Source organism: Allobosea sp. P4_H5 (genome assembly GCF_056400825.1).
Genome location: NZ_JBFUKM010000001.1, coordinates 469,760 through 489,728, shown reverse-complemented (window position 1 = coordinate 489,728; position 19,969 = coordinate 469,760). Strand labels below are relative to the sequence as shown.

The following is a 19,969-nucleotide window of genomic DNA, read 5'->3' as shown; positions in this document are numbered from 1 at the left end:
TCTTTCCGCCCACCGCGGGCAGCGTTGCTGTTGCGGGGCAAGGCCCCGGTCGAACCTCGTTCACGGGCCTGCGATCCGCAGCGCCGGCCCACGTGCCGGCAGCGGCAGGCCGAGCAGGCCGTCGACGACGGGCGCCAAGGCCAGCCCGATCGCGCGGGTGTTCTCGGCGTCGAGATGGATGCCGTCCTCGCCGGTCACGGTCGCGACCGCCGCCGCGTCGAAGAAGCTGGCGCCGATCTCGTCGGCGATGCGGCGATAATAGGTCGCCAGCAGCGCCATCTTCTCGGGCGCGCCCTCCATGAAGAAATTGGCCTCGTGCTCGGGATCTTCGGGCCTGCGCACCAGCGGCGGGGCAACGATCAGCACCTCCGGTACCGGCATGCCGGGCTCGACCGGCGGACGCTGTGCCACCTGCGCCAGCATCCGCATCGAGCGGGCGACATCGTAAGGGGCGAGAGAGTGCTGGCGCTGGCAGTCATTGGTGCCGAGCATCAGGATGACGAGATCGAGCGGCGCATGGCACTCGATGAAGAGCGGCAGCAGCGAGATGCCGGAGCGATAAGGCCGCAACGGATCCTCAAGCGCGATCCGGCGGCCGTTGAGTCCCTCCTCGATGACGGTGGCATAGCCGCCGAGCGCCTTTTCCAGCACGCGCGGCCAGCGCACATCGTCGCCATGCCGTTCCGGCCGGTTGGCGATCCGGCCCCAGGTGAGAGAATCGCCGAAGGCGAGGATGCGGGCCTGGCGGGTCATCGCCGCCTCACACCAGCATCGCCATCGGCTTCTCTATATAGCCCTTGAAGGCTTGCAGCAGCTCGGCGCCGAGCGCTCCGTCGACGGCACGGTGGTCGGTCGAGAGCGTCACCGACATCACGGTCGCGACGGCCGGCTGGCCGCCCTTGACGATCACGCGCTGCTCGCCGGCGCCGACCGCCAGGATCGTCGCATGCGGCGGGTTCACCACCGCGGCGAAGTCCTTGATGCCGAACATGCCGAGATTGGAAACGGCCGTGGTGCCGCCCTGGTACTCCTCGGGCTTCAGCTTGCGCGCTTTAGCCCGTGCCGCCATGTCCTTCATCTCGTTGGAGATCTGGGAGAGCGTCTTGTGGCAGGCGTCGCGGATGATCGGCGTGATCAGCCCGCCTGGAATCGAGACCGCGACACCGACATCGGCGTGCTTGTGCTTCAGCATCGCCCCTTCGGTCCAGGAGACGTTGGCATCGGGCACCGCCTTCAAGGCCAGGGCGAGAGCCTTGATCACCATGTCGTTGACCGAGAGCTTGTAGGCCGGCTTGCCGTCCTTCTCCGGCGCCGCGGCATTGAGCTCGGCGCGCAGCTTGAGCAGCGCGTCGAGCTCGCAATCGAGCGTGGCGTAGAAATGCGGAATGGTCTGCTTGGCTTCGGTCAGGCGGCGCGCGATCGTCTTGCGCATGCCGTCATGCGGGATCTCCTCATAGGAGCCCGGCGCGAACAGCTTCTTGGTCTGCTCGTCCGAAGGGCCGGTCGCGAGCGGCGCGGCCGCAGGCTTCGGCGCGGCAGGAGCGCCGGCTGCGGAAGCAGGCGCAGCCTTGGCCGCCCCGCCCTGCTTGGCGGCCTCGATGTCCTTCTCGACGATACGGCCATGCGGGCCCGAGCCCTGGACCTTGCCGAGGTCGATGCCGGCCTCCTTGGCGAGGCGGCGTGCCAGCGGCGAGGCGAAGGGGCGATCACCTGAGACCGGTTTGCCACCGGTGTTCAAACCGGATTCCGCGGTGACCTGCGGCGTCGATTCAGGCTTGGCTTCCGCCTTTGACGCAGGCGCGTCCGGCTTGGCGGCTTCGGCCTTGGGCACATCGGCCTTGGCCGGCGCGGATACGCTCTTGGCATCCTCGCCCTCGCCGGCGATCACGCCGATCACCTCGTTGACGGCGACGTCGGCGGTGCCTTCCGGCACGACGATCCTGGCGAGCACACCCTCGTCGACCGCCTCGACCTCCATGGTCGCCTTGTCGGTCTCGATCTCGGCGATGATGTCGCCGGACTTGATGGCGTCACCCTCCTTCTTCAGCCACTTGGCGAGATTGCCCTTCTCCATCGTCGGAGAGAGCGCGGGCATCAGGATGTTCACGGGCATGGCTGGAGGCTCGCTTTTTCCAATGCGATGAACAGCATGCGGCGGATGACGCCCATGCCGAAACTGACGGAGACAAGAACGAAGGCGATATAGTCGAGATGCTCCAGCGCCGTGCCGGCCAGCGTCGTGCCGGCCATGAGTTCGGGCGCGAAAGCCTGGACGCTTTCCGGAATCAGCGTCAGCACGCCGGCGGCGGCGAGCACAAAAGAGAGCACGTCGACACGGTGCAGATAGAGCCGCGTCGTGGCGAGGTCTTTCGGTGTCAGCGGGCGCGGCGCCAGCCGTTTACGGGGCTGGACATAGGCATAGCTCGCCAGCCCCCCGATCGCCGCGAGGCCGACCGAAACCAGCATGGCTCCGATCGTCACCTGCATGGTCAGGCCCGGTAGCAGACGGCCTTGGCCGCCGCGACGACCTCGCCGATATTAGGCAGCGCCAGCTTCTCGAGATTGGCGGCGTAGGGCATCGGCACGTCCTTGCCGGTGACGCGCGCGACGGGCGCGTCGAGATAATCGAAGGCCGCCTCCATGATCTTCATGCCGATCTCGGCGGTGATGCCGGACTGCGGGAAGCCTTCCTCGACCGCGACGCAGCGATTGGTCTTCTGCACCGAGGCGATGACCGTCTCGATGTCCATCGGCCGGATGGTGCGCAGGTCGATGACCTCGGCCTCGATGCCTTCCTTGGCCAGCGCCTCGGCCGCGCCGAGCGCATAGGTCATGCCGATGCCGAAGGAGACGATCGTGACGTCGCTGCCCGGGCGCACGACCTTGGCCTTGCCGATGGGAATCGTGAAATCATCGCCCTTCGGTACGTCGAAGGAGCGCCCGTAGAGGATCTCGTTCTCGAGGAAGATGATCGGGTTGGGATCGCGGATCGCGCTTTTCAGCAGCCCCTTCGCATCGGAGGCGCTGTAGGGCATCACCACCTTGAGGCCGGGCACGTTCGAGTACCAGGCGGCGTAGTCGTGGCTGTGCTGCGCGCCGACGCGGGCGGCGGCGCCGTTGGGGCCGCGGAAGACGATCGGGCAGCCCATCTGGCCGCCGGACATGTAGAGCGTCTTGGCGGCCGAGTTGATGATGTGGTCGATCGCCTGCATGGCGAAGTTGAAGGTCATGAACTCGACGATCGGCTTCAGGCCGGTCAGCGCCGCGCCGACGCCGATGCCGGCGAAGCCGTGCTCGGTGATCGGGGTGTCGATCACGCGGCGCGCGCCGAACTCCTGCAGCAGTCCCTGCGTGACCTTGTAGGCGCCCTGGTACTCGGCGACCTCCTCGCCCATGACGAAGACGTCGGCATCGCGACGCATCTCCTCGGCCATGGCGTCGCGCAGCGCCTCGCGCACCGTCATCGAGACGATCTCGGCGCCGGCGGGGAATTCGGAGGAGGCGTCGTAGGACTTCGCCTGTGCCGGAACGCTCGCTGCCGCGGCAGGAGCCGGGCTGGCAGGCGCTTCGGCCGGTGCCGCCGGGGCCTCCGCTGCCTGCGGAGCCGGGACCGCCTTCGCAGCGCCGTTCGCGGCGGCCGATACGTCCTCGCCATCGGCGGCGATCAGGCCGATCAGCGTATTGACTGCGACGTTGTCGGTGCCGTCGGCGATCAGGATCTTCGCCAGCACGCCTTCATCGACCGCCTCGACCTCCATGGTCGCCTTGTCGGTCTCGATCTCGGCGATGATGTCACCGGCCTTGATCTTGTCGCCCTCGGCTTTCAGCCATTTGGCGAGCTTGCCCTGTTCCATGGTCGGCGACAGGGCGGGCATCAGAATGTCGATCGGCATTTACGCACCCGGATTTCTGGGATGGCCGCGAGGGCTGAAAGGGCGGGGAGGATCGAGCGCGGCCGTCAGGCCTGCGCCGGCTCCAGCAGGATGTCGGTCCAGAGCTCGGAGACGTCCGGCTCGGGATCATGGGTCGCGAATTCGGCGGCGTCGTTGACGATCTCGCGGACCTTGGCGTCGATCGCCTTGAGTTCGTCCTCGCCGACCTTGTGCTCGCGGGTCAGGCGGGCGCGAACCTGCTCGATCGGGTCGTGCTCCTCGCGCATGCGCTGGACCTCGTCCTTCGAGCGATACTTCGCCGGATCGGACATGGAATGGCCGCGATAGCGGTAGGTTTGCATTTCCAGGATGTAGGGGCCCTTGCCGGAGCGGGCATGCTCGATGGCGCGGCTGGCGGCTTCGCGCACGGCCCGGACGTCCATGCCGTCGACCTGCTCGCCCGGGATGCCGAAGGAGACGCCGCGCTTGGAGAAATCGGTCTGGGCCGAGGCGCGGTTGACCGCGGTGCCCATGGCGTAGCGGTTGTTCTCGATCACGAACACGACCGGTAGCTTCCAGAGCTCGGCCATGTTGAAGCTCTCATAGACCTGGCCCTGATTGGCCGCGCCGTCGCCGAAATAGGCCATCGATACGCGCCCGTCCTGGCGATACCAGTTGGCGAAGCCGAGGCCGGCGCCGAGCGAAACCTGGGCGCCGACGATGCCGTGGCCACCATAGAAGTTCTTCTCGCGGCTGAACATGTGCATCGAGCCGCCCTTGCCGTGCGAATAGCCGCCGCGCCGGCCGGTGAGCTCGGCCATCACGCCACGCGATTCCATGCCGCAAGCCAGCATGTGGCCGTGGTCGCGATAGCCGGTGATGACCTGGTCGCCCTCCTTGGAGGCCATCTGCATGCCGATGACCACGGCTTCCTGGCCGATATAGAGATGGCAGAAGCCGCCGATCAGGCCCATGCCGTACATCTGGCCTGCCTTCTCCTCGAAGCGGCGGATCAGCAGCATCTCGCGATAGGCGTGGAGGTCTTCGTCCTTGTTGAAGGTCGGGACGTTCGAAAGCGTTTTGGTCGCACCTTTCGAAGCGCTCTTCGCTGGCGCCTTTGCGGCCCCCTTCGCAGGCGCCCCTGCTTTCGTCTTCCGTGCGGCAATGGCCATGAACGGTCCTCCCGAGCTCTACTGCTTTGGTTGTAGAGGAAGCCCCAGACCTTGGCGAGACGGGTATCTCGCACTGCAACATAGGCTAAGTATCTGCTGTACCTGAGATAATGTGATTTAACCGATTATCAGTTAATCGATCTTTTTGCGACCATTGACGTTGGGAAAGCCGGCTCAGCGCCGCTTTCGACCAGGGCCTCGCAGCCGATCGGTAAAGCTGTTTTCCAAGTGGGAACGTCGGCTCGCTGGCCTCGCCTCAGGGGCACGGCCGGGGCTTCAACGCCCCATGACGACGATGTCGTTGCGGTGGATGCGCCCGAGCACGGCACGCGCCCTCTCCTCGAGCAGGTCGCGATCGATGGCCTCGTCGCGCATCAGTCCCAGGCGCTTCTCCCAGTCCTGCCGCTCGCCGTTCAGGCTGGCGAGTTCCGCTTCCATCTCGCCGAGCTTCTCGCGCAGGCCAGCCGAGGTCTCGAGCCCGCGCGCGCCATGCTGCGCGTGGAACAGGAAATAGCCGACCACGGCGCTCGACACGAGATAGAGCGCGAGCGTGACGAGGACGGAGCGGAGACCACGGCGGATGACCATGCCGTCACGGTAGAGTCGCTTGGTTGATGCGCCGTTAACGAGGGGCGCCGATCACGATCAGGGCCGGGTCGTCCGGAGCTCGCTCCCCTAGCCCCAGCGTGATCAGATCGGCTTCGAGCCGGCGCGCGATCGGCAACCGATAGTGCAGCGGATCCCAGTAGTTGGAATCCTCGCGGGTCAACCCCGACGGATGGGTGTAGTCGGCCACCACTGCCTTTTGACGTGCCGCGATCGCTGCGATCTGCGCCTTGCAGGCTTCGAAGCGCTGCCAGGCCACGCCGCCTTCGCGCGGCATCGCGCCGGCATGTATCGGGGGCAGCACGATCAGACGCCGCGTCGACGCCGGAAATGCGGCGAGGCCCTGCTCCAGCCAGGCGAGTGCCGGGAAGCGCCAGCTCGCGCGCTCGGCGGCCGACACCTCGGCGGCAGGCGCTTGAGGCGCCAGATCAGGCACTTTACCGCCATGGCTGCGATAGAGATAGAAGCGCGCGCGCGCGAGATCGTACGTCTCTTCGGGCGGGGTGAAGACCTCGTAGCCGTCGCCGCGCAGGCGCTCCGGCTGCAGGCCGAGCCAGTGGGCAGCCAGGCGCAGCGCGATCTCCAGCGTGGTGACGTTGAGCTGCTTTGGCCAGTTGTACCAGGCGCTGTCGTCATAGAGCCAGGGCGGGAACGGCCGTGGCGTCAACCGGCGCGCCTCGTCGGCCGCATCCGCTTCGCACCAGGTCTGGTCGATGCCCCAGATCACGACCTTCGGGGCCGGGACCTTGCGCGCGAACAGGCCGGCGATCTGGCTCTGCTCCCAGGGCGTCGCGGCGTTCATGCCGAGATTGGCGAAGCGGGCGGACAACCCTTTCGACAGAATCTGCGGATCGAGCAGGCGCAGCGTCGAGGTGCCGAACACCGCCGAATCGAAGGCGCCCGATCTGATGATCTGCGGGTACATGAAGCGCTGGTTGAGATCCATCAGCGGCCGCGCAGGCTGGCCGGCCCGCAGGCGCGCACCATAGGGATCGAGCACGACGATGAAGCCGAGCAGCAAGGCCGTCAGCGTCACGGCGGCAAGCACGAACGCCGTGGTCCAGCCGCGCCAGTATTGCGGTGCGCCGCTCGACGCTGCTCCGGTTGCACGCTCGTTCGCCATCGGCACGGCTTCTGCCACGATGCGCCCGCCGGAACAATGTTGACCGGCGCGCGCCACCTGCCTATGTCAGCGCACCAGAGCAGACTGAATTGGCGCGCTGCACGATCGTTTCGCTGATCGAGCGAACGGGAAGCGCGCCGGTGAGGGCGGGTAGCTCAGTGGTAGAGCACGTGACTTTTAATCATGTGGTCGAGGGTTCGATCCCCTCCCCGCTCACCATCGCAAATCATTGATTTAGCGACATTTTTTGAGATAACGCTTCCCGGAATACTTTCCGATCGGGAGTTTGGGAAGCAGATCGACCGCCGGGAAGCGTCGAATCCTATGGGATCCGAATCGCTACGCGCCTGCTGCAGCGCGCTCTTCCAATTCGATGACGGCACCAGCGGATAGCCCGGCGGATCAGGGCAATAGGCTTAGGGTGGTTCCCGGAAAGCTTCTTTTCATCGGCATCGGATAGAACGAATGGCATCTGGCACCTCGCGATGCCGGACCAGGCGCATCCAGAAGCTCATCTGCACCGCACAGCGCGGTTGCTGCACTTTTTGTGGCATGTCATAGAGACGCCCCCATCAGGAAGCCGCGATGTCCCCGACGAGCCTGCCAGTTGCTCCGCGCGAAAAGATCGCCGACCTGCAATTACTGCGAGCTCTCGCAATCATTTTGGTGCTGTGCGCTCACCTCAGCCTGCCTGCCACGCTGTTGGCGATGGTGCCAGGGAAGCCATTAAGCACCTACTGGATCGGGCTCTTCGGGGTCGAACTGTTTTTCGTGATATCAGGATTCATTGTCACGAAGACGATTGTCGAAGGCTCATCAATGTCCCCGGGCCGCTTCCTGTCGCGGCGCGCGTTCCGATTGCTCCCGGCGATGTTGGGATTCGTCGCGCTCAGCGGCCTGACGGCGCTCGCTGCTTATAAATTTGCCAGCGAAAACGCATGGGCGGTAGCAAACCTCACCCCCACGCGAAAAGAGTTCATAGCACAATCACTGTCAATACTGGGCGGCTACCACATCAATCGTACGAATCAGAGCTTCTACCCCAATAGCGCCATGTGGTCGCTTTCGGTGGAGTTCCAGTTCTATACCGCCTTCGCGCTGGCGCTGGCCGCTGTCACGGCGCTGCGCCTTTCCCCTCGGCTTGCCCGCACGTTTATCTTTTCCCTCGCGGCTGCGGTCTACGCGCTGATCATGTGGGATCGATTATCGATAGCGACGGCCGGCGCCGTTCCGGCAGTGAATACGTCAACTTCCGTCTACCTCACAGCGTGGCGCTTCGACTTCATGGCCCTAGGCGCGCTGACCTATTTTGCCTCTCGGGCCGACTTCGCAAACTGGCGCGCCGGGAAGGTTATCGCCGCTGCAGCTCTCTGTGCCCCGTTTGCGATTGCGATCGCATGCGGAGACCCGCTCAACGCCGAATCACGAAGGCTGATGGACGGCATCGGACAGCCGTTAATTGGTATTTGTTTCGCGATAGCAGTATTGTTGGCCTCTCGGGAGAACGCATTCCCAAGCAAAAACTCCCTTGTCTATCGAGGCTTGCTTTGGATCGGGAACCGAAGCTATTCCCTGTATCTGATCCATTACCCAGTGATGGCGCTGACCTGGATCGGCCTCCTCAATCTGTATCCGCAAGCCTTTCCGGACCCCCTTTTCTATGGCATCGTCCAGGCCGTGCTTGTTCTGGCGATTTCAGCGATCCTTGCTGATCGGAGCTTCGTCATGATCGAGCAGAAGGACAAGGCAATGCTGGCGTGGGCAAGAGGATGGGCGAGAGGTGTCGCCTCCTGTTTCCCCACGCCGTCAGCCCCCCGGCGCTGAATCAAGCCCGTTGAAACAAGGCGGCTCGCCTCGGGCATGGCAGACAGGTTGTATGCGGCATGGCTGGCCGCGATCTGCTCGATAAGGTGTTCGATCGGGGAGAAGCGCGGACGATGCCGCCAGCATGAGGCAAGGCGAGACGCCGGAAGTCCTTCATTTGGATGGGCAGACCGCCCTGCCCTACCGTCTCAGCCCAGACGTTCGACGATGCCGCCCGGCGGCTTCCCTCGCGGTTGCCGCAGCGCCCTTCCACCGAAGGATTGGCCTCCCGACGGCGCGATTGCTCCGGCATAGCCGTCGAGCTCCCAGCAGCGCCAGCGCTGGTAGTCGGCTGCCGTCGTCCCTTCCGAGCAGACGCGCCACTGCGAGCGCTCCCAGAAGGCCGCGGCGGGCACCGTCGTCGCGATCATGCCGAGGGCGGCGAGGCTCAGAAGCGTGAGATTCCTGCGCATCCTGTCAGGCTCCTAGCTCTCATGGCGGGCCGTCAGCAAAGCGCACAGGCCTTACCGAAGCGCTAAGCCGACAGGCGCCCCGCGCTTCCGTCTCCGTCAAACGGCAGGTGCATGCTCCCTATACGCGAACCAAAGCGTCGTTTCCGCGTTGTTCAGTCATTCCGCACGTGCGGACATGACAGGAGGATTACGATGTACAAGCGTCACGTTGCATTGACGGCTATCGGCGGCGTCATGCTTGCCGCCGCTGCTGTTGCGCAGACCAGCGCGCCCTCGAACCAGCCGCCGAGCCCGCAGCCGACCGCGCCCGCGACGAGCGCGCCAGCTGCCCCGGCGGCGACCGCCGAAACCGCCAAGGCTCCGGAGAACAACCTCGCCGGCCAGGGCAAGTGGCGGGCGTCGAAGCTGATGGGCGTCGATATCTACGGCCCCGACAACAAGAAGGTCGGCGATGTCACCGAGGTGGTATTCGACAAGACCGGCAAGATCGAGATCGTCACCGTCGGCGTCGGCGGCTTCCTCGGCATCGGCACCAAGGATGTCGCGATCCCGTTCGAGCAGGTTCAGTGGAGCGAGGAGCCGATGGTTACGCCGGCGCCTGCCCCCGCAGGCGGGACCGGAGCCGGTGGCAGTACCGCGATGAACGCGCCGCCGGCCGCCAAGAAGGGCCCGGAGATGTATCCGGACCACGGCAAGATCACGATGACCAAGGAGCAGCTGACCTCCGCTCCGGCCGTGACTTACGCCGCCCGCTGAGAACGGCCCGACAAGGCTCAATGAAGGCCCGCCCTCTCCGGGGCGGGCTTTTTTTCGCCGGGTGTCTCAGTCGTGGAGCTCGGCCAGCACGCCAGGGAGTGCCTCCGGCAGGTCGTCGGCGATGAGGCCCATGCCACGCTCCTCGCCGGCCCGTCCATGCAGCCAGACTGCGGCGCAGGCTGCCTCGAACGCCGGCATCTTCTGCGCCAGCAGGCCGGCGACGATCCCGCCGAGGACGTCGCCGGAGCCGGCCGTGGCCAAGGCGGGAGAACCGGTGTTGTTGATCGCAGCGCGCCCATCAGGCGCGGCGATGACCGTATCCGGCCCCTTGAGGACGACGACTGCTCCCATCAGGCGGGCGGCGCGGCGCGCCCGCTCGAGCTTGCCGCGCTCGGACTCGAAGCCTGCGACATCGGCGATGAGGCGCTTGAACTCGCCCTCATGTGGCGTCAGCACCGCCGGCCCCGCGCGCTGCAGCAGCAGATCGGTGAAGGCTGGCCGCTGCGCGCCGATATGAGTCAGCGCATCGGCATCGAAGACGCAAGGCCGGTCGCTGCGCAGAGCTGCCGCCACCCAGGAGCGCGCTTCGTCGTCGAGGCCAAGCGCCGGCCCGATCAGCAGCGCGCCGACCCTGCCCGTCGATAGCATCGCCTCGAAGGCCGCTGGGTCGGCCGCCGCGCGTTGCATCAGGGCGTCGGGACCGCGCGCCGCATGCGCCGCCAATGCCTCCGGCCGGCAGATGATCGTCGCGAGCCCCGCGCCGATGCGAAGCGCGGCACGCGCGCCGAGCCGCGGCGCCCCGACACCGGACAATCCGCCCGCCGCGACTGCAACCGCACCGCGGGCATATTTGTGAACGCCTGCGTCATGGTCCGGCCAGTGAGCGCGCCAGAGGCCCGGCGCATTGCGGAAGGTCGATAGCGTGATCCTGCCCGGCGCGAAGATCGTCTCGGGCCGGATACCGATATCGGCAAGGGTGACGACACCGCAGAGCGATCGGCCAGGTTGGAGCAGATGGCCGGGCTTCAGCCGGAAAAAGGTCACGGTCTCGTCGGCGCGGMTGGCGGGGCCATCCGCGAGCCCGGTATCGCCGTGGATCCCGCTCGGCACGTCGACGCAAACGACGGTTTTGCCGGCGGCGTTGATCCGCTCGACCAGTGCCGCGAGTTCGCCGGAGATCGCACGGCTGAGCCCGGCGCCGAACAGGGCATCGACCACGAGGTCATGCCGGGCCGGGTCGATTCGACCGACCGCTGCGACCGGGCCTGTCCAGCCCTGCGCCGCCAGCGCGGCATCGCCCTTCAAGGCGGCGGGGTCGGCGACGAGCGCCAGCGTGACCCGACAGCCGCGCTCCGCCAGCAGGCGGGCCGCGACGAAACCGTCGCCGCCATTGTTGCCGGGGCCGCACAGTACGAGGACGCTCTGACCGGGGCGGATGCGCCGCATCACCGCGTCGGCGACCGCCTTGCCCGCCCTCTCCATCAGGACGATGCCCGGCGTGCCGGTAGCGATCGTCGCCGCGTCCGCCGCTGCCATCTCGGCGACGCTGAGCAAAGCGAGGGGCGAGACATCGGCAGCCATCATCATACGATGATTGTCTGCCGGCACAGGCGCCGAGGCAAGGATGCGGGCAATTTCCCTGTTTGCACTCAATATAGGCATCTGCATATTTTTTGGACGGTTTTTAGCCTCTTCAAGAGGCGCTTTGCCCCGGGGGGCGTCATGGCGGCCAGACTGCGCCGATGCTATGAGCAGCACAGGCGAGGTTTTTGCTGGACGCGCCGAGGTTGATCCGGGCCGATCGCCATGGTCAGAACGGAAAAAGGCTGCGTACAGTGGTCGAAGGTCACGCCAAGGAGGTCGGTCGGCGCATGAAGAAGATCGAAGCGATCATCAAGCCCTTCAAGCTCGACGAGGTGAAGGAGGCGCTGCAGGAGGTCGGCCTCCAGGGCATCACGGTGCTCGAGGCGAAGGGTTTCGGCCGCCAGAAGGGACATACCGAGCTCTATCGCGGCGCCGAATACGTGGTCGACTTCCTGCCGAAGGTGAAGATCGAGATCGTGCTGGCCGACGACATGGTCGAGCGTGCGATCGAGGCGATCAAGAAGGCCGCCCAGACCGGCCGGATCGGCGATGGCAAGATTTTTGTATCGAGCGTGGAGGGGGCGATCCGCATCCGCACCGGCGAGTCCGGCGCGGACGCGATCTGAGGATATTTCCCCGACACCATAAGGAATGCGTGCGCCCGCGGATACCGCAGGCAGCGTCAGTCGTGAGACCCTAGCAGTCGACAAAGGAAGTCGTGAGATGAAGAACGCCAAAGAAGTCCTGAAGGCGATCAAGGACAATGACGTCAAATACGTCGACTTCCGCTTCACCGACCCGCGCGGCAAGTGGCAGCACGTCACCTTCGACATCTCGATGATCGATGAGGAGATTTTCGCCGAGGGCACGATGTTCGACGGCTCCTCGATCGCCGGCTGGAAGGCGATCAACGAGTCCGACATGCTGCTGATGCCCGACCCGACGACGGCCTGCATCGACCCGTTCTTCTCGGCCTCGACCATGGTCATCAACTGCGACGTGCTCGAGCCGGCGACCGGCGAGCCCTATAGCCGCGACCCGCGCGGCATGGCCAAGAAGGCCGAGGCCTATCTGAAGTCGACCGGCATCGGCGACACCGTCTATGTCGGCCCCGAAGCCGAATTCTTCGTCTTCGACGACGTCAAGTTCTCGGCCGATCCGTACAACACCGGCTTCAAGCTCGACAGCGTCGAGCTGCCGATCAACGGCCAGACCGAGTATGAGGGCGGCAATCTCGGCCACCGCATCGCGATCAAGGGCGGCTACTTCCCGGTTCCGCCGCAGGATTCGGCGCAGGACATGCGTGGCGAGATGCTTGCGGCCATGGCGGCGATGGGCGCCAAGGTCGAGAAGCACCACCACGAGGTCGCCTCGGCCCAGCACGAGCTCGGCCTGAAGTTCGACACGCTGACCCACATGGCCGACACCATGCAGGTCTACAAGTACGCGATCCACAACGTCGCGCAGAGCTACGGCAAGACCGCGACCTTCATGCCCAAGCCCGTCTATGGCGACAACGGCTCGGGCATGCACGTCCATCTGTCGATCTGGAAGAACGGCAAGCCGCTCTTCGCCGGCAACAAGTACGCCGACCTGTCGCAGGAGTGCCTGTGGTTCATCGGGGGCGTGATCAAGCACGCCAAGGCGCTGAACGCCTTCACCAACCCGTCGACCAACTCCTACAAGCGCCTGGTCCCGGGCTATGAGGCGCCGGTGCTGCTCGCCTATTCGGCGCGCAACCGCTCGGCCTCCTGCCGTATCCCGTGGACAACCTCGCCGAAGGCCAAGCGCGTCGAGGTCCGCTTCCCCGATCCGATGGCGAACCCCTATCTCGCCTTCGCCGCGCTGACGATGGCCGGCCTCGACGGCATCCTCAACAAGATCGATCCCGGCCCGGCGATGGACAAGGACCTTTACGACCTGCCGCCGCGCGAGCTGAAGAAGATCCCGACCGTCTGCGGCTCGCTGCGTGAGGCGCTGGATTCACTCAAGAAGGACAACGCCTTCCTCAAGGCTGGCGGCGTCTTCACCGACGACTTCATCGAGAGCTATATCGAGCTCAAGATGCAGGACGTGGCGCGCTTCGAGATGACGCCGCACCCGGTCGAGTTCACGATGTACTATTCCTACTGAGCAGGTTTCCGACCGGGCTTCGGGTCCGGACAGGATTTCCTCCTGGCTGCGGTGATCCGCAGTCCACCTTCGAACCGGGGCGGAAACGCCCCGGTTTTTTGTTGGCTCAAGGAGCACGGGCCGAGCCCGTCGCAAGCGGCTCAGAGATAGCGGTTGTGGCCGAAGGTGACGCTGCCGACCGCGGTGGCGAGGTCGTTGCCGTATTCAGCCGTGCCGACGCGGTTCATCGTCGTGCCGGTGAAGACCGCCGGCACGATGCCGCCGATGCTGGCGCTGCGGACGATGTTGCCGGAGACCACGACCGATCGGCCGGCATTGGTGATCGCCTCGTTCGAGACGCCGATGCCGATGGCGACGCTGCGCACCAGATTGCCGGTGACGACGAGGTCCCGGGCACCGGTGTTGATGCCGGCCATGATGCCGACGCGCGGCGCGCCTTCGATGAGGTTGCCCGAGACCACGCAGTCCTGCTCGACGACGATGCCGTTGCCGATGGTCGAGGGCGGGTAATAGCCCGCATCCGGGATCGGATTGTCGGTGATGTTCGAGATCCGATTGCCTTCGACGATGACGCTGCGCGAAACGCCGTCATTGAACTGACCGGAGTTGCCGACGAGAATGCCGGAGCCGACGGTGTCGAGGCTGTTGTTCGAGACGATGCAACCGGTCAGGTCGATACCCGGCCCGGGGGCTTCGATGAAGATCGCCGCCTCCCGCGTATTGTAGATGTTGTTGTTGCTGACATTGTGCAGCCCGCCGCCATTGCAGCGAATGGCGGAGTACTTCGTGTTGAAGATCTTGTTGTCGGTGATCGAGACGCCGATCGCCCGGAAGACACTGATGCCGTTGCCGTTCTGCCCGGTCCCGCCGGCGACGGTGTCGACGCCGTTGATGACATTGCCTGTGATCGTGGAGCTGTCACCGGTGATGGTGTCGCGCCAGACCGCGATGCCGTTGTTCTGCATGCCCGCAAGCGTATTGTTCAGCGCCTTGATCTGCGCGTTCTCGCTCCAGATCCCGACCGAGTGGTTGCCGAAATAGCATGCGCGGAACACAGCGCCGGAGGAACTCGCGATATAGGCGGCGATGCCCGGCGAGTTCATCACCTGGCAGTTCTCGAACGAGATGTCCTGGGCATTATTGGCGATAGCAATCAGCGCCGGGCGGCCGGACACATAGTCGGACAATGCCAGGTTCTGGCCATCGAAGGTGATGCCCTCGAAATGGACTTGGTTCTGACCTTCGATCCGCAGGAACGTGTTGACGCCGTTGAAGCGCAACACCACCGATCCGGGCATGGCCCGCGCGAAGAGCGGCCGGCCGCTGCCATTGCTGGGAAGAATCGTGGTCGTGGGAGAATCATAGACGCCGGGCTGAAAAAACAGCGGACGGTTCTGGCTGCGGGCGTAGTCGAAGACGGTCTGCAGATTGGTGAACGCCGTCCAGCCCGTGCTGGCAGCGGCAGTACGCGCGACAACGGTATCGTCGAACAGAGCAAAAGAAGGCATGCGCTTCTCCTCAATGAATCAATTAGAACATAACGGGAACATATATGGGATAAAATTCCTCGAATGTCAAGCTCCTGGCGCTCGACCATTCCTCGTGGGCGGCTTTCAGACCTGCGAGCGGCCGCAACCGCAGGTTAAATGTTCCGTAGAGGATCGCTGCTAGGGATGCGCGTTCTGTGATCTCAACGAATGAGCCGGCCATGCTGAGGATCAACGAGACGCGCGCGACCTATGCGATCCGGCGCGCCTACGACCTGCTGGCCAAAGCGATCGTGCCCGGCGCCAGGAAGCACCTCCCGCCCGCTCCCCGGCTGGCCGTCATTCCAACCGATTATCTCGGCATCTCCATCATCGGGAACGGCATTTACGAGCGCCGCGAGATCGAGCTGCTCAAGGCCATATTCCAAGCTCGGAACCTGCAGAGCACGACCTTCCTCGACATTGGCGGTAATATAGGAAATCATTCCATATCGCTGGCAGGGTCCTTTGCGGAGGTGATCGCCTTCGAGCCCAATCCACCGATCGCATCGCTGTTCAAGACCAATCTTCTGCTGTCCGGGGCCGGCAATGTCCGCCTGCACGAGGTCGGACTGGGGCAGGCGGACGCTGAACTCCATTTCTCACTGCTCCAGGCTGGCAATGACGGCAGCGGCAGCTTCGCCTCCGGCAAGGGCGACATCGTGCTGCCGGTGCGCCAGGGCGACCACTATCTGGCGCAGCACGAACCGGAGATCGCGAATGGCACGAAGCGGATCGGCTTCGTGAAATGCGATGTCGAGGGGTTCGAGGCCGACGTCTTCGCCGGGCTGCGCGAAACCTTCGCGCGCCATCGCCCGATCCTCACCTTCGAGAGCAACCACAAGCCGGACGGCGAGAAGGCCTGGGCCGAGTTGCGCGCCGCCGGCTACGACACGCTGTCGTGCCTGCGCGAGACCGGTGATGATGGCAGCCGCCCGCTTCAGGAGATGAAGCGGCTGGTCCTTGGCTACTCCTGCTGGGCAGAGAAGATCGGCAGCATTCCGGAGCGGCGCTGCAATCTGGTCGCGAGCTTCGGCCCGCTGGACGCGACTGCCTGACTCAACGCAAGCTTAGGAAAGCTGTGCGATAGACCGTGCCTCATCCTCCACAAGACCGCAGGCGCATGCACTCACCCTCTCCCGCCCCCTCCGTCGTCATCTTCGGCTCGGCCAGGCCCGTCACCTGCGCGGTGATGGACTATGCCTATCGGCTTGCCGGCGCCGTCAATGCGTTGCGTCCAGGCCTCGTCGCGATCCGGACGATCGAACCGGAACGCCCGGCCGCCTTCATCGGCGCCATCGCCGAGGAACTGCGCCGCGACCGCATCGTGCATTTCCAGATGCCGATCGAAGGCTGGGGCAACAGCGTCGTGCCGGGCTCGGCGCTGATGGCGGCGCGATTGATGACCCGCAAGGGCCGTATCGCCATCACCTTGCACGAATGGGCCTCGCTCAATCGCCTGCGCTATCTCTCGATGGTACCGGACATCCTGGCCTGCGACGGCTTCGTCCTCGTCTCGCCGCAACAGCGCGAGAACTTCCTGACGACGCCATTGGTCGGCGCGGCGAAGAAGCGGGCGGCGCCGGTCATCCCGATCGGCCCCAACATCATGCCGGCACGGATCGATCCCGAGCGGGTCGCGGCGGAACGGGTGAAGCTGCGCGGCAGCGGCGCAAGCGAAGCCGATATCGTGATCGGCTATTTCGGCGTGCTCTATGCCAGCAAGCGGCCCGATGTCCTCTTGCGCACGGCGAAGGCGCTGCATGAGCGCGGCGTCAAGGCGCGCTTGCTGATCTGCGGCGATTTCCTGTGGGACAAACCTGGCGATCGCGAAGCCTTCTTTGCGCTCGCGAGTGAGCTCGGCGTCGCCGACTGGCTCGATTTCCGCGGCCGGATCGACGACGAAAGCGAGCTGATGGCGACGCTCTGCGCCGCCGATGTCTTTCTGCTGCCCTTCACCGACGGGATCAGCACGCGGCGCGGCAGCTTCCAGGCGGTCAGCCAGCTCGCGATCCCGCTGGTCTCGACCGAACCGGAGCGGCAGGACGAGTTCGCGCTTGCGCTGGCGTTGAAGGCGAAGATCGACAATCCGGCGACGGTGCTCTGCCCGGTCGACGCCACGCCCGAGCGCTTCGCCGAAGCCGTGCTCGCCGCCCAGGCCCGCAAGGCGGAGGCGATCGGCGTCGATCTCGCCAGGTTATGGGACGAAGCCGCCCTCGCCCATCTCAGCTTCTATGACGGCTTGAAGGCGCCTGCCTGAATTACGAATCCGCGGCGCTCAGCGCAGCGCGACGATCGCCAGACCGATCAACGCGACGATGGCGGCGCCCCACCAGAGCCGTCGCAGCTGCGCGCTCTCGGCATCGTGCCGCGTCTCGGCGCTGGAGAGTTCCTCGTAGGCGAAGGCCTCGCCAGCGAAACGCGCGGCCCGCTCGAGGCCGACAATGCGGATATTGGGTACTGCGGAACGCGACGCCACGAGACCTTCCCCCTCTAGCCAGCTTAGCCGAATGCGCTGTCGGGACCAGTCCCGATTCGCATCACGATGATGAAACCGAGGCCCTTAACGGCTGCTGAACCGACCAGCGGCGGCCAAGGTTCCTTGGCCGGCTGTGCCATCCCGGGATGACGGTTCGGCGACGGTCTCGCTGATCCTGACTTCCGGCGGCAATCCGATCGGTTTATTGCGGGAGAGCGGCGGGTTATAGGGGCTCCGGCAGGCGGTCGGCAGGCCGATACGCTATCCTGCGATCTGAGCGAATCAGCGAGTGCGGTGACGATGACGGACGATCTCTTCGGCGAAGATGGCGGCAAGGAGATGCGCGAGGAATCGCGTGCGCCCGCCCCTGCGCCGAAGCCGGCCGCGCGCCCTACCCCACCCCCGCGCAGCGGCACGGCCTCCGAGGCTGGCTACGACGCGTCCACCATCGAGGTGCTCGAGGGGCTGGAGCCGGTACGGCGCCGGCCAGGCATGTATATCGGCGGCACGGACGAGCGGGCGCTGCACCACCTCTTTGCCGAGGTGATCGACAACGCCATGGACGAGGCCGTCGCCGGCCATGCCAGCTTCATCGATGTCGAGCTCTTCGCCGACGGCTCGCTCGCGGTGACCGATAATGGCCGCGGCATGCCGATCGACCCGCATCCGAAGTTCCCGGACAAGTCGGCGCTCGAAGTGATCATGACGATCCTGCACGCCGGCGGAAAATTCGACTCCAAGGTCTACGAGACCTCGGGCGGTCTGCACGGCGTCGGCGTCTCCGTCGTCAACGCGCTCTCCGATCTGGTCGAGGTCGAGGTCGCGCGCGGCCAGATGCTCTATCGCCAGAGTTTCTCGCGCGGCATCCCGCTCGGACCGCTGGAGACAGTCGGCCGGGCGCCGAACCGGCGCGGCACCCGCGTGCGCTTCCATCCCGATGCGCAGATCTTCGGCGAAGGCGCGCATTTCGTCCCGGCGCGGCTGTTCCGCATGGCCCGCTCCAAGGCCTATCTCTTCGGCGGCGTCGAGATCCGCTGGCGCTGCGCGCCGTCGCGCTTGCAGCCGGAAGGCGACGTCGCGGCCGAGGCAGTATTCAAGTTCCCCGGAGGCTTGCGCGACTATCTCGCCCGCGAGATCGAGGGCAAGGACCTCGTCGCCGAGCCGATCTTCTCAGGCAAGATCACCAAGGAAGGCGGCCACGGCTCGCTCGAATGGGCGGTGGCCTGGCTCGCGACCGGTGAGGACGGCTTCTCCTCGTCCTACTGCAACACCATTCCGACGCCGGAAGGCGGCACGCATGAATCCGGCCTGCGCATCGCCCTGCTGCGCGGCCTGCGCGACCATGCCGAGCGCATCGGCCAGTCAAAGCGCATGGCGCAGGTCACCGCCGACGATGTCATGGCGACCTGCGCCGCCATGCTCTCGGTCTTCATCCGCGAGCCGGAATTCCAGGGCCAGACCAAGGACAAGCTGGCGACGCTGGAAGCGGCCCGCATCGTCGAGAACGCGATACGCGATGCTTTCGACCATTGGCTCGCCGCCTCGCCGCAGCAGGCGCTGAGGCTGCTCGACTGGTCGGTCGACCGGGCCGAGGAGCGCCAGCGCCGGCGCCTCGAGAAGGAAGTCTCGCGCAAGACCGCGACGCGCAAGCTTAGGCTCCCCGGCAAGCTCGCCGATTGCAGCAATGCTGGCGCGGCAGGCTCCGAGCTTTTCATCGTCGAGGGCGATTCCGCCGGTGGCTCAGCCAAGCAGGCGCGCAATCGCGCCAACCAGGCGATCCTGCCCCTGCGCGGCAAGATCCTCAACGTCGCCAATGCGACGCGCGAAAAGCTCAATGCCAACCAGCAACTCGCCGACCTGATCCTGGCGCTGGGCTGCGGCATCGGCAGCCAGTTCCGCGAGGACGACCTGCGTTACGAGAAGGTCATCGTGATGACCGACGCCGACGTCGACGGCGCCCATATCGCCTCGCTCCTGGTCACTTTCTTCTGGCGCCAGATGCCGCGCCTGATCGAGAAGGGGCATCTCTATTTGTCCGTGCCGCCGCTCTATCGGCTGCGTCATGGCACCAAGTCCGTCTATGCTCGGGACGATGCCCACAAGGACGAGCTGATCGAGACAGTCTTCAAGGGCAAGAAGCCCGAGATCGGTCGCTTCAAGGGCCTGGGCGAGATGATGCCGGCCGAACTCAAGGAGACCACGATGGACCCGAGCAAGCGCTCCTTGCTCAAGGTCATGGTCGACCACGAGGCGAAGGAAGAGACCTCCGACACGGTCGAGCGGCTGATGGGCAACAAGCCGGAAGCGCGGTTCCTTTTCATCCAGGAGCGGGCCGCCTTCGCCGGCGAGCTGATCGACCTGTGAGGCGAAGCTTGGCCGGCTTGCGCGCCGGGCTCCCCGGCAAGCCTGCCGGGCTGTCTTGCCACCGACATGCGCTCACCT

At 65.4% G+C, this 19,969-nt stretch carries 18 protein-coding genes and 1 tRNA gene; 8 read left to right on the top strand and 11 right to left on the bottom strand.

Annotated elements, in window-relative coordinates; genetic code table 11:
* Nucleotides 1–60 precede the first annotated feature (60 nt).
* From AC1DS0_RS02365 to AC1DS0_RS02335, 7 genes are all read right to left on the bottom strand, one after another.
* Complete coding sequence (locus AC1DS0_RS02365) at nucleotides 61–753, bottom strand: SGNH/GDSL hydrolase family protein (RefSeq protein ID WP_476812780.1); 693 nt, start codon at nucleotides 751–753, stop codon at nucleotides 61–63.
* Nucleotides 754–760: 7 nt separating this feature from the next.
* The gene (locus tag AC1DS0_RS02360) at nucleotides 761–2,113 is read right to left on the bottom strand and encodes a pyruvate dehydrogenase complex dihydrolipoamide acetyltransferase (RefSeq protein WP_476812779.1); all 1,353 of its coding nucleotides are present in this window, start codon (nucleotides 2,111–2,113) and stop codon (nucleotides 761–763) included.
* On the bottom strand, nucleotides 2,104–2,487 hold the full coding sequence (locus tag AC1DS0_RS02355) for a hypothetical protein (protein WP_476812778.1): 384 nt from the start codon (nucleotides 2,485–2,487) through the stop codon (nucleotides 2,104–2,106). The genes AC1DS0_RS02360 and AC1DS0_RS02355 overlap by 10 nt, the downstream gene beginning before the upstream one ends.
* 2 nt (nucleotides 2,488–2,489) lie before the next feature.
* Entirely contained in the window at nucleotides 2,490–3,893 is a 1,404-nt protein-coding gene (locus tag AC1DS0_RS02350; protein ID WP_476812777.1) for a pyruvate dehydrogenase complex E1 component subunit beta, read from the bottom strand.
* Nucleotides 3,894–3,958: 65 nt separating this feature from the next.
* On the bottom strand, nucleotides 3,959–5,044 hold the full coding sequence (gene pdhA / locus AC1DS0_RS02345) for a pyruvate dehydrogenase (acetyl-transferring) E1 component subunit alpha (protein WP_476812776.1): 1,086 nt from the start codon (nucleotides 5,042–5,044) through the stop codon (nucleotides 3,959–3,961).
* A gap of 276 nt (nucleotides 5,045–5,320) precedes the next feature.
* Nucleotides 5,321–5,632, bottom strand: a complete 312-nt coding sequence (locus AC1DS0_RS02340; RefSeq protein ID WP_476812775.1) for an FtsB family cell division protein — start codon at nucleotides 5,630–5,632, stop codon at nucleotides 5,321–5,323.
* 34 nt (nucleotides 5,633–5,666) lie between these two features.
* The gene (locus tag AC1DS0_RS02335) at nucleotides 5,667–6,773 is read right to left on the bottom strand and encodes a hypothetical protein (protein WP_476812774.1); all 1,107 of its coding nucleotides are present in this window, start codon (nucleotides 6,771–6,773) and stop codon (nucleotides 5,667–5,669) included.
* A 144-nt stretch (nucleotides 6,774–6,917) separates the two neighbouring features.
* On the opposite strand from AC1DS0_RS02335, the gene AC1DS0_RS02330 reads away from it, so the two are divergent.
* Both AC1DS0_RS02330 and AC1DS0_RS02325 read left to right on the top strand, forming a co-directional pair.
* A tRNA-Lys gene (locus AC1DS0_RS02330) sits at nucleotides 6,918–6,992 on the top strand.
* 366 nt (nucleotides 6,993–7,358) lie between these two features.
* The gene (locus tag AC1DS0_RS02325; RefSeq protein WP_476812773.1) at nucleotides 7,359–8,597 is read left to right on the top strand and encodes an acyltransferase family protein; all 1,239 of its coding nucleotides are present in this window, start codon (nucleotides 7,359–7,361) and stop codon (nucleotides 8,595–8,597) included.
* Between the two features lie 188 nt (nucleotides 8,598–8,785).
* Here AC1DS0_RS02325 and AC1DS0_RS02320 read toward each other — a convergent pair whose 3' ends face one another.
* Entirely contained in the window at nucleotides 8,786–9,049 is a 264-nt protein-coding gene (locus AC1DS0_RS02320) for a hypothetical protein (RefSeq protein WP_476812772.1), read from the bottom strand.
* A 192-nt stretch (nucleotides 9,050–9,241) separates the two neighbouring features.
* On the opposite strand from AC1DS0_RS02320, the gene AC1DS0_RS02315 reads away from it, so the two are divergent.
* On the top strand, nucleotides 9,242–9,805 hold the full coding sequence (locus AC1DS0_RS02315; RefSeq protein ID WP_476812771.1) for a PRC-barrel domain-containing protein: 564 nt from the start codon (nucleotides 9,242–9,244) through the stop codon (nucleotides 9,803–9,805).
* A gap of 66 nt (nucleotides 9,806–9,871) precedes the next feature.
* On the opposite strand, the gene AC1DS0_RS02310 is transcribed toward AC1DS0_RS02315, so the two are convergent.
* Nucleotides 9,872–11,392, bottom strand: coding sequence for an NAD(P)H-hydrate dehydratase (locus AC1DS0_RS02310; RefSeq protein ID WP_476812770.1), 1,521 nt, complete (start codon nucleotides 11,390–11,392; stop codon nucleotides 9,872–9,874).
* 284 nt (nucleotides 11,393–11,676) lie between these two features.
* Between AC1DS0_RS02310 and AC1DS0_RS02305 the strand changes: the two genes are divergently transcribed.
* Both AC1DS0_RS02305 and glnA read left to right on the top strand, forming a co-directional pair.
* Nucleotides 11,677–12,015, top strand: coding sequence for a P-II family nitrogen regulator (locus AC1DS0_RS02305; protein ID WP_057192756.1), 339 nt, complete (start codon nucleotides 11,677–11,679; stop codon nucleotides 12,013–12,015).
* Nucleotides 12,016–12,112: 97 nt separating this feature from the next.
* Nucleotides 12,113–13,522, top strand: a complete 1,410-nt coding sequence (glnA, locus tag AC1DS0_RS02300) for a type I glutamate--ammonia ligase (RefSeq protein ID WP_476812769.1) — start codon at nucleotides 12,113–12,115, stop codon at nucleotides 13,520–13,522.
* A gap of 140 nt (nucleotides 13,523–13,662) precedes the next feature.
* On the opposite strand, the gene AC1DS0_RS02295 is transcribed toward glnA, so the two are convergent.
* Entirely contained in the window at nucleotides 13,663–15,030 is a 1,368-nt protein-coding gene (locus AC1DS0_RS02295) for a TIGR03808 family TAT-translocated repetitive protein (protein ID WP_476812768.1), read from the bottom strand.
* Nucleotides 15,031–15,230: 200 nt separating this feature from the next.
* On the opposite strand from AC1DS0_RS02295, the gene AC1DS0_RS02290 reads away from it, so the two are divergent.
* Together AC1DS0_RS02290 and AC1DS0_RS02285 are read left to right on the top strand one after the other, a co-directional pair.
* On the top strand, nucleotides 15,231–16,106 hold the full coding sequence (locus AC1DS0_RS02290; protein ID WP_476812767.1) for an FkbM family methyltransferase: 876 nt from the start codon (nucleotides 15,231–15,233) through the stop codon (nucleotides 16,104–16,106).
* 65 nt (nucleotides 16,107–16,171) lie between these two features.
* Nucleotides 16,172–17,308: a glycosyltransferase gene (locus tag AC1DS0_RS02285; protein ID WP_476812766.1), complete on the top strand. Its 1,137-nt coding sequence runs from the start codon at nucleotides 16,172–16,174 to the stop codon at nucleotides 17,306–17,308.
* Between the two features lie 18 nt (nucleotides 17,309–17,326).
* Here AC1DS0_RS02285 and AC1DS0_RS02280 read toward each other — a convergent pair whose 3' ends face one another.
* Nucleotides 17,327–17,527 (bottom strand): hypothetical protein, encoded by a 201-nt coding sequence (locus AC1DS0_RS02280; protein ID WP_476812765.1) that lies wholly within the window; start codon nucleotides 17,525–17,527, stop codon nucleotides 17,327–17,329.
* 300 nt (nucleotides 17,528–17,827) lie between these two features.
* Here AC1DS0_RS02280 and parE point away from each other — a divergent pair, with 300 nt between their 5' ends.
* Nucleotides 17,828–19,891, top strand: a complete 2,064-nt coding sequence (gene parE, locus AC1DS0_RS02275) for a DNA topoisomerase IV subunit B (RefSeq protein WP_476812764.1) — start codon at nucleotides 17,828–17,830, stop codon at nucleotides 19,889–19,891.
* Nucleotides 19,892–19,969: the final 78 nt, after the last annotated feature.